11 protein-coding genes and 4 tRNA genes are annotated in these 12,784 nt (G+C 63.2%); 2 read left to right on the forward strand and 13 right to left on the reverse strand.

Annotated features, from left to right (window positions below; translation table 11 throughout):
* Positions 1-146 precede the first annotated feature (146 nt).
* The 11 genes from rplL to ACUJB0_RS17065 all read right to left on the reverse strand — a co-directional run bounded on the left by rplL (position 147) and on the right by ACUJB0_RS17065 (position 5,426).
* Complete coding sequence (rplL, locus tag ACUJB0_RS17015) at positions 147-518, reverse strand: 50S ribosomal protein L7/L12 (protein WP_161098688.1); 372 nt, start codon at positions 516-518, stop codon at positions 147-149.
* A 67-nt stretch (positions 519-585) separates the two neighbouring features.
* Entirely contained in the window at positions 586-1,122 is a 537-nt protein-coding gene (gene rplJ / locus ACUJB0_RS17020) for a 50S ribosomal protein L10 (RefSeq protein ID WP_161085535.1), read from the reverse strand.
* 260 nt (positions 1,123-1,382) lie between these two features.
* Positions 1,383-2,078 (reverse strand): 50S ribosomal protein L1, encoded by a 696-nt coding sequence (rplA, locus tag ACUJB0_RS17025; RefSeq protein ID WP_117012693.1) that lies wholly within the window; start codon positions 2,076-2,078, stop codon positions 1,383-1,385.
* A 2-nt stretch (positions 2,079-2,080) separates the two neighbouring features.
* Positions 2,081-2,512 carry a 50S ribosomal protein L11 gene (rplK, locus tag ACUJB0_RS17030; RefSeq protein WP_117012692.1) on the reverse strand — a complete coding sequence of 144 codons (432 nt, stop codon included), beginning with the start codon at positions 2,510-2,512 and terminating at the stop codon, positions 2,081-2,083.
* Positions 2,513-2,632: 120 nt separating this feature from the next.
* Complete coding sequence (gene nusG, locus ACUJB0_RS17035; RefSeq protein WP_117012691.1) at positions 2,633-3,247, reverse strand: transcription termination/antitermination protein NusG; 615 nt, start codon at positions 3,245-3,247, stop codon at positions 2,633-2,635.
* A complete protein-coding gene (secE, locus tag ACUJB0_RS17040) occupies positions 3,247-3,630 on the reverse strand; it encodes a preprotein translocase subunit SecE (protein ID WP_008444107.1) in 384 nt (127 codons plus the stop codon). Before secE ends, nusG begins: the two co-directional genes overlap by 1 nt.
* A gap of 36 nt (positions 3,631-3,666) precedes the next feature.
* Positions 3,667-3,742, reverse strand: a tRNA-Trp gene (locus tag ACUJB0_RS17045).
* Between the two features lie 66 nt (positions 3,743-3,808).
* The gene (gene tuf, locus ACUJB0_RS17050) at positions 3,809-4,999 is read right to left on the reverse strand and encodes an elongation factor Tu (RefSeq protein ID WP_117012690.1); all 1,191 of its coding nucleotides are present in this window, start codon (positions 4,997-4,999) and stop codon (positions 3,809-3,811) included.
* A 106-nt stretch (positions 5,000-5,105) separates the two neighbouring features.
* Positions 5,106-5,180, reverse strand: a tRNA-Thr gene (locus ACUJB0_RS17055).
* Between the two features lie 30 nt (positions 5,181-5,210).
* Positions 5,211-5,284 (reverse strand) — tRNA-Gly (locus tag ACUJB0_RS17060).
* Between the two features lie 58 nt (positions 5,285-5,342).
* A tRNA-Tyr gene (locus tag ACUJB0_RS17065) sits at positions 5,343-5,426 on the reverse strand.
* Positions 5,427-5,632: 206 nt separating this feature from the next.
* Here ACUJB0_RS17065 and ACUJB0_RS17070 point away from each other — a divergent pair.
* Positions 5,633-8,905 (forward strand): EAL domain-containing protein, encoded by a 3,273-nt coding sequence (locus ACUJB0_RS17070; protein ID WP_444846239.1) that lies wholly within the window; start codon positions 5,633-5,635, stop codon positions 8,903-8,905.
* Here the strand turns inward: ACUJB0_RS17070 and ACUJB0_RS17075 are convergent.
* Positions 8,892-10,421, reverse strand: a complete 1,530-nt coding sequence (locus tag ACUJB0_RS17075) for an HDOD domain-containing protein (protein ID WP_444846240.1) — start codon at positions 10,419-10,421, stop codon at positions 8,892-8,894. The genes ACUJB0_RS17070 and ACUJB0_RS17075 overlap by 14 nt on opposite strands.
* 57 nt (positions 10,422-10,478) lie before the next feature.
* Complete coding sequence (locus tag ACUJB0_RS17080) at positions 10,479-12,062, reverse strand: DUF3369 domain-containing protein (protein ID WP_444846241.1); 1,584 nt, start codon at positions 12,060-12,062, stop codon at positions 10,479-10,481.
* 240 nt (positions 12,063-12,302) lie between these two features.
* Here ACUJB0_RS17080 and ACUJB0_RS17085 point away from each other — a divergent pair, with 240 nt between their 5' ends.
* Positions 12,303-12,782, forward strand: a complete 480-nt coding sequence (locus tag ACUJB0_RS17085) for a chemotaxis protein CheW (protein ID WP_161092385.1) — start codon at positions 12,303-12,305, stop codon at positions 12,780-12,782.
* Positions 12,783-12,784 lie beyond the last annotated feature (2 nt).

Genomic DNA, 12,784 nt, shown 5'->3' on the forward strand with positions numbered 1-12,784 from the left:
TCCAGCTGATTCGATAAAACTGCGGCGTTGGACAAACGCTACAAATACGACGAGGACGACAAAGGAGCCAAAGCCGGATTTCCTCCCTTTCAGAAGGAAATCCGCAGCTTTGGCTCGAGGCGCTAACTAGCCGCCGTACAACTTGATTACTTCAGGTCGGCCTTGGCGCCAGCTTCTTCCAGCTTCTTCTTAGCGGCTTCAGCGTCAGCTTTCGACAGGGCTTCTTTAACGGTCTTAGGAGCGCCATCAACCACGTCTTTGGCTTCTTTCAGGCCCAGACCGGTGATTTCGCGAACTGCTTTAATAACGCCAACTTTGTTTGCGCCGACTTCGGTCAGAACAACGTTGAACTCGGTCTGCTCTTCAGCAGCCGCTGCGGTTGCGCCGCCAGCTGCTGGAGCAGCCATTGCAGCGGCCGAAACGCCGAATTTTTCTTCGAAAGCTTTGACCAGTTCGTTCAGGTCCATTACGGACATTTCGCTAACTGCGTTCAGGATGTCGTCTTTGCTAATTGCCATTTGAAACTCCAATAATTTTTTGATTCGTTAATACATCAGATTGGTACTTGAGAAAAAAACCGGCTGCTTACGCGGCTGGGGCTTCTTCTGCGGCCACTTCGGCAACAGCTGGAGCACCTTCGGATTTTTTCGCTGCCAGAGCAGCCAGACCACGTGCAAAGCCCGACACCGGAGCCAGCATAACGCCCAACAACTGCGAGATGAGAACTTCACGGGAAGGAATGCTCGCCAACGCTGCAACAGCTGCTTTATCCAGCTGCTTGCCTGCGTAGTTACCTGCGGTGATGACCAGTTTGTCGTTGGTTTTAGCGAAGTCAGCGATGACTTTAGCTGCTGCAACGGCATCGTCCGAGATCGAGTAGATCAGGGGACCGGTCATGCTGTCTGCCAGGCTGGCGAACTGCGTGCCTTCGACGGAGCGACGAGCGAGGGTGTTTTTCAACACTCGCAGGTACACGCCTTGAGCGCGCGCTTTGGCACGAAGTTGCGTCAAGTGAGCAACCTGGATGCCACGATATTCGGCCACGACGATAGTTTGCGCAGTTGCTACTTTTGCGGAAACTTCGGCGACAACGGCCTTTTTGTCATTCAGATTGAGACCCACGGTCAACCTCCTTAAATGATGACGGGCAAACTGCCTGCCATCGGTTCGAACAACGGCGTCCGAGGTTTAGGAGTCCAATGGACTACGAAACTTGATCGGGTACACCATCTGCGTTGGGTGAAAAATTCAATTAACCGGTTGCCTGCCTGATGCACCCGGCCCAACGGTCTTTGATTGCCTGGCCGCCGTTGCAAGCAACGACGACCAGCCCAAAGAACTGCCCCGCACGGCCAAGGCCGTACAAGGACTTAATTTTTTACTTAAGCAGCCAGGGTAGCCTGGTCAACACGGACGCCAGCGCCCATGGTCGACGACAGGGAAACCTTGCGCAGGTAAACACCCTTGCTGGTTGCTGGCTTGGCTTTGTTCAGTGCGTCGATCAGGGCAACCAGGTTGCTCTTCAGATCTGCGTCAGCGAACGATTTGCGGCCGATGGTCGCGTGGATGATACCGGCTTTGTCGGTACGGTACTGAACTTGACCGGCTTTCGCGTTTTTCACGGCGGTAGCGACGTCAGGGGTTACGGTGCCGACTTTCGGGTTAGGCATCAGGCCACGTGGACCCAGGATCTGACCCAGGGTACCAACGATACGCATGGTGTCTGGCGAAGCGATGACGATATCGAAAGGCATGTCGCCGGCTTTGACGCGCTCAGCCAGGTCTTCCATACCAACAACGTCGGCGCCGGCTGCTTTAGCCTGCTCTGCTTTTTCGCCCGAAGCGAACACAGCAACGCGAACGGTCTTGCCGGTGCCGGCTGGCAGCACGACGGAACCGCGAACGACCTGGTCCGACTTCTTAGGATCCACACCCAGTTGTACCGACACGTCGATCGATTCGTTGAACTTGGCGGTAGCCAGTTCTTTGATCAGAGCGACTGCGTTGTCGAATGCGTAGGTTTTGGTGCTATCAACTTTGGCTTTGATAGCTTTAGCGCGTTTGGACAGTTTTGCCATGATTACAGACCTTCCACCGTGATGCCCATCGAACGTGCGGAACCAGCGATGGTGCGTACAGCAGCATCCATGTCGGCAGCGGTCAGATCTGGGGTTTTCAATTTAGCGATTTCTTCAGCTTGAGCGCGGGTCAGCTTGCCGACTTTGTCGGTATGTGGCTTGGCCGAACCTTTGACAACGCCCGAGTGCTTCTTGATCAGGAAGGTTGCTGGAGGGGTCTTCATCACGAAGGTGAAGGACTTGTCAGCGAACGCGGTGATCACGACTGGGATTGGCATGCCTGGTTCCATACCTTGGGTCTGCGCGTTGAACGCTTTGCAGAATTCCATGATGTTCAGACCGCGTTGACCCAGAGCTGGACCGATCGGTGGGGATGGGTTTGCTTTACCAGCTGGCACTTGCAGCTTGATAAAACCAATGATTTTCTTTGCCATGATGGCTCCTATCTTGGATATGAGTAGTAGCGCCCCACCATGCGTTGTGCAGGGCGGGGCTCCTCTTTGCCAGATTTGTCAGGTTTTTACACCGTCGCCCGTTCTGGCGAACGGTCCTGCTTATACTTTTTCTACCTGGCCGAACTCAAGTTCCACCGGAGTAGCGCGGCCGAAAATGGTAACCGAGACGCGTACTTTGGATTTCTCGTAGTTGACTTCTTCGACATTGCCGTTGAAATCGGTGAACGGGCCATCCTTGATGCGGACTTGCTCGCCCACTTCGTACAGCACTTTTGGCCGTGGCTTCTCGACACCCTCTTGCATCTGCTGCATGATCTTGTCGATCTCGCGCGCTGGAATCGGGGTCGGCTTGTTCGATTTGCCGCCGATGAAGCCGGTCACCTTGTTGGTGTTTTTCACCAGGTGCCAGGTTTCGTCGGTCATTTCCATCTCGACCAGCACGTAGCCAGGGAAGAAACGACGCTCGGTGACGGACTTTTGACCGTTGCGGACTTCGACGACTTCTTCGGTCGGCACCAGGATCTGGCCGAACTGGTCCTGCATGCCCGCACGCTCGACGCGCTCCATCAGGGCGCGCTGGACGCTTTTTTCCATGCCGGAGTATGCGTGTACAACATACCAGCGCTTATTGCTGACAGGTACGCTGATTGGCGCTGCGCCAGCATCTTGTGCCGGAACTTCGCCCGGCACCTCGTCTTGCACATTTTCGCTCATTATTTTCGTATACCCAGAATGACGTCGTACAACAGGAACTCGAGTGTCTTATCCGTGCCCCACAGGAACAGCGCCATCACCAGCACGAAGGCAAACACGATGCCCGTGATCTGGGTAGCTTCGCGACGAGTAGGCCAGACGACCTTTTTCGTTTCGCGTACGGCTTCTTTGGCGAAATTCAGGAATTCACGGCCAGTCGTCGAAGTCCACAAGAGCAGAACGGCAAAAGCCAAACCAGCTACAAGTGCGCCTGCGCGTACGAGAGCTGGTTTGTCTGACAGGTAATAAAACCCGACCACACCTGCGATTGCAACGGCTATTGCCAGAGCAACCTTAATCTTGTCATTCGACGTGCTGACGGTCTGCACGGATTGATTTGACATTTATATTTACTTTCGGTGCCCTGCACCTGAAAACGGTGGCAGGGACGGAGGGCATCGAACCCCCAACCTTCGGTTTTGGAGACCGACGCTCTGCCAATTGAGCTACGTCCCTACGTAAAACTACAAAGGATATCGATTATACCACCAGAGACGCCCCTGGTGGTATTACCAGTATTCCTTAAGCGATGATTTTCGCTACAACACCTGCACCAACGGTACGGCCACCTTCGCGGATTGCGAAGCGCAGACCTTCTTCCATTGCGATCGGGTTGATCAGCTTGACGGTGATCGACACGTTATCGCCTGGCATAACCATTTCTTTGTCCGCTGGCAGTTCGATCGAACCGGTCACGTCAGTCGTACGGAAGTAGAACTGTGGACGATAGTTGTTGAAGAACGGGGTGTGACGGCCGCCTTCGTCTTTCGACAGAACATAGATCTCGCCGGTGAAGTGGTTGTGTGGCTTGATCGAGCCTGGCTTGGCCAGAACTTGACCACGTTCCACGTCTTCACGCTTGGTGCCGCGCAGCAGCAGACCAACGTTGTCGCCAGCTTGACCCTGGTCCAGCAGCTTGCGGAACATTTCCACGCCGGTGCAAGTGGTTTTGACGGTGTCTTTGATGCCGACGATTTCGATCTCTTCGCCGACCTTGATGATGCCGCGCTCGATACGACCGGTCACAACGGTACCGCGACCCGAGATCGAGAACACGTCTTCCACTGGCATCAGGAAGGCGCCGTCCACTGCGCGCTCTGGCGTAGGGATGTAGCTGTCCAGTGCTTCGGCCAGGGCCATGATGGCCTGCTCGCCCATTGGGCCGGTGTCGCCGTCCAGCGCCATACGGGCCGAACCTTTAACGATCGGCAGGTCGTCGCCTGGGAAGTCGTACTTCGACAGCAACTCGCGCACTTCCATTTCAACCAGTTCCAGCAGTTCCGCGTCGTCGACCAGGTCGCACTTGTTCAGGAACACGATGATGTATGGAACGCCAACTTGACGGGCCAGCAGGATGTGCTCGCGGGTCTGTGGCATTGGGCCGTCAGCTGCGGAGCAAACCAGGATCGCGCCGTCCATCTGTGCCGCGCCGGTGATCATGTTTTTGATGTAGTCGGCGTGGCCTGGGCAGTCAACGTGAGCGTAGTGACGGCCAGCGGTTTCGTATTCGACGTGAGCGGTGTTGATGGTGATGCCGCGTGCTTTTTCTTCTGGAGCAGCATCGATCTGGTCGTATGCTTTAGCTTCGCCGCCGAATTTCTTCGACAGAACAGTTGCGATCGCAGCGGTCAGGGTGGTCTTGCCGTGGTCGACGTGGCCGATGGTGCCGACGTTAACGTGCGGCTTGGTCCGCTCGAATTTCTCTTTTGCCATTTTAGACTCCTAACGATTTGGTGTGATTGCCTGGGCTAGCGCCCGACTGTCTTTGATAGTGCTGCGTATTAAATATGCTGCCGGTGCTGCGGGATACTGCGAATTCTGGTGCCCTTGACGTGGATTGAACACGTGGCCTCTCCCTTACCAAGGGAGTGCTCTACCACTGAGCTACAAGGGCTTATGGGGTACATCTGCATTGCAACAACACTGGAGCGGGTGAAGGGAATCGAACCCTCGTCGTAAGCTTGGAAGGCTTCTGCTCTACCATTGAGCTACACCCGCGAGGATTGTTCAATTCTTACTTCATCTACTTGCGTCACCCAGTCTTCTTGCAAAAACTTGGTGGAGGGGGCTGGATTCGAACCAGCGTACTCGAAAGAACAGATTTACAGTCTGTCGCCTTTAACCACTCGGCCACCCCTCCGCGAGGAACCGCAGAGTATGAAGCAACTTCTTTGACCTGTCAACCCTGCATCGCGTTTTTTACCAGCTATTTCACGCTGTGCGGATGAACCGTCTGCTTCGGGGCGAGATTTTAACTGCACCAACTGCAAAAGTGCAAGTGTTGTTTTTACGTTCAACGAAATCCTATACAATCGTCTGACAATACTAAGACCTGGAGCCCCGCAGTTGAACAACCGTAGCGGTAGTTTGCGCAGCCTGGTGCTGGCCAATCTGGGCCTGTTGGCCTGTTACTTCGTCGCCGGCCGCCTGGGCCTGCTGTTGGCGCTGCCGCCCGGCTACGCCTCGCCGATCTTCCTGCCGGCCGGCCTGGCGCTGGCCAGCTGCGTGACCGGCGGCGCCCGCCTGCTGCCGGCCGTGGCGCTCGGCTCGCTGGCGGTCAACCTGGTCTATCCCTTCCTCAGCCCCGGCGGCGTCAGCGCCACGGCATTCGCCGGCGCCTGCTTCCCGGCGCTGGGCGCCCTGCTGCAGGCCTGGGCCGGCAGCGCCCTGTTCCGCCGCTATATCGACCCGGCCATCGGTTCCGGCCGCGACGTGGTGCGCTTCGTCATGCTGGCGGCCGGCGTCACCGTCATCAACAGCACCGTCGCGCTGACCGGCATGACCCTGCTCGGCATCCTCAGCTGGGACACCGTCGCGCTCGACTGGCTGGCCTGGTGGATGGGCGACACCATCGGCATCCTGCTGGCCGCGCCGCTGACCTGGATCGTCATCGGCCGCCCGCGCGCGCTGTGGTCGCGCCGGCGCCTGCTGGTCGGCCTGCCGCTGCTGCTGTCAGCGGCCGCCTTCATCGCCATCTACCTGCAGGCCGACCGCTGGGAAAACAACCAGCAGATGCAGACCTTCCGCCTCAAGGCGCAACAGACCGGCGACCTGCTGCAGGCCCAGTTCAGCGAGCACGAGCGCTTCATCTACGCGATGGCCAAGGCCCTCAACGATCCGCGCCGCGTGCTCAGCGCCGAGGACTTCGGCAACCTGGCGCACGGCTACCTCGACCAGCGCCCCGAGCTGCTGTCGATGGCCTGGCTGACGCCGGTGGCCGGCGGCGAACGCGCCGCCTTCGAGGCCTGGGGCCGGGCCCAGGTGGCGCCCGACTTCGCGATCCGCGAACGCGGCCCCGACGACACCCTGGCGGTGGCCGCCCCGCGCGAGCGCTACTTCGCCGCCACCTACATCGAGCCGGCCAACAACCGCGTGTTCCAGGGGCTGGACTTCCTGTCCGATCCGCCGCGCCGCGCCGCGCTCGAGCGCGCCATCCAGTCCGGCCAGCCCACCGCCACCGAACCGCTGCAGCTGCTGCGCATTCAGGCCGGCGCCGGCCTGCTGCTGCTGCAGACGGTCTACCCCAACAACAACCGCCACCAGGCCATCGGCTCGCTGCTGATCTCGATGCAGTTCGACGCCTACCTGGACCAGGCGCTCAAGCGCTCCGAGTTCGGCCACTTCCTGATGCGCTTCGAGGACATGGACGACGACGGCCCGCGCCACACGGTGCGCGACAGCCTGGGGCGCGCCGCCGGGCCGGGCGACTTCCAGCGCCAGCTGCACTTCGGCGGCCGCATCTACGAGCTGACCCTGGCGCCGACGCCGGAATACCTGCGCCAGCAGCGCGGCTGGCAGAGCTGGACCGTGCTGACCTGCGGCCTGCTGCTGACCGGCCTGCTGGGCACGCTGATGATGCTGATCAGCGGCGAGCGCGCCCGCATCCAGGCCCAGGTCAAGGACAGCACCTCGCGCCTGCGCGAGCGCGAAGCGCGCCTGCAGGCCATCCTGAACAAGGCGGCCGACGCCATCCTCACCATCGACGGCGACGGCCTGCTGATGTCGGCCAACGCCGCCGCCGGCCGCCTGTTCGGCTACGCGCCGGAGAACATGACGGCGCTGCCGCTGGACCGCCTGATCCCGGTCGGCGTGGGCGAGGCCGCCGGCCTGGACGCGGCCGGCCTGCTGCGCATGATCGCCTGCGGCGTCACCCACGAATACGAACTGACCGGCTGGCGCAGCGACGGCAACGAGTTCCCGCTGGCGATGTCGGTGAGCGAGGTCGAGCTGCCGGACGAGCACCTGTTCGTCGCCATCCTGCACGACCTGACCGCGCAGCAGATGGCGCAGGAGCGCATCCACCGCCTGGCCCACCACGACACCCTGACCGGCCTGGACAACCGCCTGTCGCTCAACCTGCGGCTGGACCAGCTGCTGGCCCAGACCCGCCGCGCGGGCGGCGCGGCGGCCGTGCTGTTCATCGACCTCGACCACTTCAAGAAGATCAACGACACCCACGGCCACCAGACCGGCGACCTGCTGCTGATCGCGGTGGCCCAGCGCCTGCAGGAGCTGCTGCGCGAGGTCGACACCATCGCCCGCCTGGGCGGCGACGAGTTCATCGTGGTCACCTCCGGCAGCGTCACGCCGGACGAGGCCTCCAACATCGCGGTGCGCATCGTCGAGTCGCTGGGCGCGCCCTACCACCTCGAGGGCAAGACCGTGCACAGCGGCGCCAGCGTGGGCGTCGCCATGTTCCCGTCCGACGGCGAGGACGGCAGCACGCTGCTGCGCCACGCCGACACCGCCATGTACGCGGCCAAGAGCCAGGGCCGCGGCAACTTCCAGTTCTTCTCGGCCGAGATGAACAGCGCCACCCACGAGCGCCTGATGCTGGAGAACCGCCTGTGGCAGGCGCTCGAGCACAACGAGTTCGAGCTGTACCTGCAGCCGCAGGTCGAGCTGGCGAGCGGGCGCATCATCGGCGCCGAGGCGCTGCTGCGCTGGCACCATCCCGAGCTGGGCATGGTGGGGCCGGACCGCTTCATCCCGATCGCCGAGGAGTCCGGCCTGATCCTGCCGCTGGGCGACTGGGTGCTGCAGCGCGCCGGCCGCCTGCTGGCCTCGTGGCGCGCGCCGGGGCTGGCGCACCTGCGGCTGGCGGTCAACCTGTCGGCGCGCCAGTGCCACGGCGCCGGCCTGCTGCCGCTGCTGGACCGCCTGCTGGCCGCGCACGGCATCGACCCGGCCCTGCTGGAGCTGGAGATCACCGAGTCGGCCGCGATGCAGGATCCGGAACGCAGCCGCGCGCTGCTGGTCGAGTTGCGCTCGCGCGGCATCAAGGTGGCGATCGACGACTTCGGCACCGGCTATTCCTCGCTGAGCTACCTGAAGCTGTTCGAGATCGACCGCATCAAGATCGACCGCGGCTTCGTCAAGGACATCGAGAGCGATCCGGACGACGCCGTGATCGTGGCCGCCACCATCGCGCTGGCGCATTCGCTGGGACTGGGCGTGGTGGCCGAGGGCGTCGAGACGCTGGCCCAGCGCGACTTCCTCAGCGCCAAGCAGTGCGACGAGGCGCAGGGCTATCTGTACGCGCGGCCGATGCCGGTGGCGCAGTTCGAGGCCATGGTGCGCAACGAGAGCGCCGCCGACGTCGACCTCAGCCCGGCGTGAGCGCCACCAGCACCTGGCCCTTGAGGGCGCGGATCAGCGAGGTCTCGTCGGGCGGCACGCCCTCCGGCGCCGGCAGCGCGCGGTCCGCGTAGAACAGGCCCAGCTGCACCGAGTTGACCACCAGCGGCAGCACGATGAAGCTGCGCGCGTCCGGCAGCAGCTTGCGGTGCCACTCCGGCAGCAGCGCGCGGATCTTGGGCGCGCTGGCGTCGGCGATCATCAGGTCGGCGTTGTTCTGCATCGCCAGGTGGAACAGGTCGTCGCCGGCGGCGGACGGAAACACGAAGCCGGCCTGGCGCTCCACGTGGCGCTCGCCGAACGCCACCCGCGCCCGGTACTGGCCGCTGCGCACGTCCTTCAGGCACACGGTGGCGAAGCGGAAGCCCATGCCGCGGTACAGCGTCTCCAGCACCGCCTGGATGATGTCGTTGACCTTGCCGTGGCCGCCGGCGCGCATCTGCGTCACCTCCTGCACCCCGGCCAGCAGCAGCTCGCGCGCGTTGTACGGCTTGCCGCTTGGATGGCTGCCCTGCGACGCCTCGCCCGCGCCCATCGCCGCCTGCGCCAGCACGCCCGGCAGGCCGGGGCCGTCGTCGTCGGGATCGGCGTGCGCGCCCATCTGCAGGCTCTCGAGCAGGCTGTCCATGTCGCGCGAGACGGTGGCGAACACTTGCGCCAGGCGCTCCTGGTCCAGGTTGAGCGCGGCGCCGTAGCGCTGCTCCAGCGCCCTGCCCTCGGCGCTGTCGGCGCGCAGGCGGCGCGCCAGCAGCCGCGCCGTCTCCATGCTGAACGACACCACCTGCCGCATCCATTCCTGGCGGCCGGTGGCCGGCTTGCACGGGCCCGGCGGCAGCGGCGCCAGCGCGCGCACGATCACTTCCGGAATCTTCCATTCATGCAGGATGGCGGCCGACAGGCTGTCGTAGCTGCAGCCGAGCACCTGCAGCGCGGCCTGCGCCTCGGTCATCTTGCCGGTCGCCGCCAGCACGCCGATCTCGCGGAACAGCGCGTGCTCGTGCGAGGCCACCACCAGCGCGCCGATGTTCTTGAACAGCGCGCCGATGGCCGCCTCCTCGGCGCCCTGGTAGACGCTCAGGCGCGCCATCTCGCGTCCCACCAGGCTGGCGCACAACGCCGCCTCCAGCTCGATGCGCACGCTGTGCGCGTGCTTGCTGTTGGCCAGCGTGTCGACCAGCAGCATGGCCATGGCCGTGGTCTTGACGTTGTCGAAGCCGAGCAGGGAAATCGCGCGCGAGATGGTGGTGACGGCGGTGCCGCCGGCCGCGCGGTAGGTCGGCGTGTTGGCCAGCCGCAGCACCTTCTGCGTCAGCGCCACGTCCGACAGCACGTAGTAGGCCAGGCTCTGCGTGCCCTGGTCGTCGGAATCGGCCAGCTGCACCACGCGCGCCACCGAGGCGCCCAGCGCGAACATGCCCTCGTCGCCGCTGAGCTTTTTCAGCAGCGCGCCGCGCACCGGGCGCGCTTCGCTGTCGGACGGATGCGGATTCGATGGCATGGCAAGTCCTGGCGTGGTGCTGGGCGGCCGCGCGCCCGCGGTGGGCGCAGCCTGGTCCTAGTCCGGCGTGTGGCCGATGGTGGGGTCGCGCTCGATCAGGTCCAGCAGCGCGGCCACCACCTCGGGGTCGAACTGCTTGCCGGAGCGCTCGGTGATGTAGGTCATCACCTCGGTGTGCGGCCATGGATCCTTGTACGGGCGCTCGTGCAGCAGCGAGTCGAACACGTCGACCACCGCGACGATGCGGGCCGACACCGGGATCGCGCGCCCGGCCAGCTGGTTGGGATAGCCGTTGCCGTCGAAGTGCTCGTGGTGGCCGCCGGCGATCTCGGCGCCGTAGGTCAGGTAGCTGACGCCGTCGACCATGTTGGCGGCGCGCTCCAGGATCGACCTGCCGACCGCCGCGTGGGTCTGCATCTCGGCCCGCTCCTCGGGCGTGTGGATGCCCGGCTTGAGCAGGATGTGGTCCGGCGTCGCGACCTTGCCGACGTCGTGCAGGATGCTGGCCAGGCCGATCATCTCCAGCAGCTGCGGCGTGAGCTCGTCGGCGTACACGCCGCGCGCGGCCATCCGCTGCGCCAGCGAAGTCGACAGCATTTGCACCCGCCGCACATGGCCGCCGGTGCCGCTGTCGCGGAACTCGGCCAGGTCGGCCAGCGCCACCACGGTGGCCTCCTGCGCCTTGCGCAGCTGGCCGAACATGTACAGGTTGTCGAACGCGGCGGCGATGCGCTGGCAGAACACTTCCAGCAGGTCGCGCTGGATCTGCGCCAGCGGCCACGGCGGCGTGACCGAAATGGCCACCTCGCGGTTTTCCTGCGTGTGGATGAACAACACATTGGCCGGATGCTCGAACTGGCTTTTCTTTTCAGCGAAGGCCTTGGCGATGGTTGGCCACAGCGGATGGCTGGCCGGCATCAGCTCGGACTCGCCCAGCGCCGCGTAGCCGCCGGTGGCCGCCACCACGCTGGTGACGCCGGTGTCGCCCTGCATCAGGCACAGCACGCCGTCGGCGCCGACGTCGAGGATGGCGCTCACCTGGTTCAGCACGCCCGAGGCGAACTCGCGCAGCGAATGGATCTGGTACAGGTTGGTGGCGCCGGCCAGGATCTTGCCCAGGCCGATGCGGCTGCGCTCGAGCATGTTCAGGCTCTCGTACGCGCGCAGCGCCGAGATCACCGTGGTGAACAGCTTCTGCGTGGTCAGCTCGGTCTTGGCCTTGTAGTCGTTGATGTCGTATTCGATGATCACGCGCTGCTCGGGCGCCTGGCCCGGCTGGCCGGTGCGCAGCACCACGCGCACGATGGCGTTGTGCAGCTCCTCGCGGATGCGGCGCGCCAGCAGCAGGCCGGCGTCGTCGGTTTCCATCACCACGTCCAGCAGCACCAGCGCGATGTCGGGCGTGTCGCGCAGGAACTCGTAGGCCTCGCGCCCGCTGTAGGCGGAGAACAGTTCCAGCTCGCGGCCCTTGAACGAGACGTTGCGCAGCGCCAGCCGCGTGACCGCGTGCACGTCGACGTCGTCGTCGACAATCAGCACCCGCCACAGGCGCTGTTCCGGCGACCCCGTTCCGTCAACTGGCGCCGGCTCCTCGTCTTCCTGGATCAGCCAGTTGTCGTCTGCGGCGTTGGAATCGGTCATCACATCTCCTGGCGCTAAGCCCGTGGCTGTCTTGGGACTAGCATAATCAGATTCCCCCCCTGTGACAACCCCCTTCGGAATTGATAGCAACAGGCGTGCGTTTTTCGCCCATGCCGTGCTTTGCCGCGCTCGTCAGCGGGCCGCGAACCTGATACGCTAGCGCCGTCATTGTAAGGATTGCGGCGCGGTCGCCGACCAAGGCGATATCGCGATCAGATCAATATTTCAAGGACCACCATCATGCAAGAAAACGCATCGGACATCGCCGGACGCGAGTTCCTCGCCTTCACCCTCGGCGCCGAGGAATACGGCATCGACATCCTCAAGGTGCAGGAGATCCGCGGCTACGAGGCGGTCACCCGCATCGCCAACGCGCCCGAGTTCATCAAGGGCGTGATCAACCTGCGCGGCATCATCATCCCGGTAGTCGACATGCGCATCAAGTTCAAGCTCGGCGAGCCGGTGTACGACCAGTTCACCGTGGTCATCATCCTCAACATCGGCGGGCGCGTGGTGGGCATGGTGGTGGACTCGGTGTCGGACGTGACCACGCTCATGCCCGACCAGGTCAAGCCGGCGCCGGAGATGGGCACGGCCTTCAACTCCGACTACATGATCGGCCTGGGCACCATCGACGAGCGCATGCTGATCCTGGTCGACATCGACAAGCTGATGTCGAGCGACGAGATGGGCCTGACCGACGTCGCCGCCGCCAACTGAAC

The organism is Duganella caerulea, from assembly GCF_040362985.1.
GTDB classification, from domain to species: Bacteria; Pseudomonadota; Gammaproteobacteria; order Burkholderiales; family Burkholderiaceae_D; genus Rugamonas; species Rugamonas vulcania.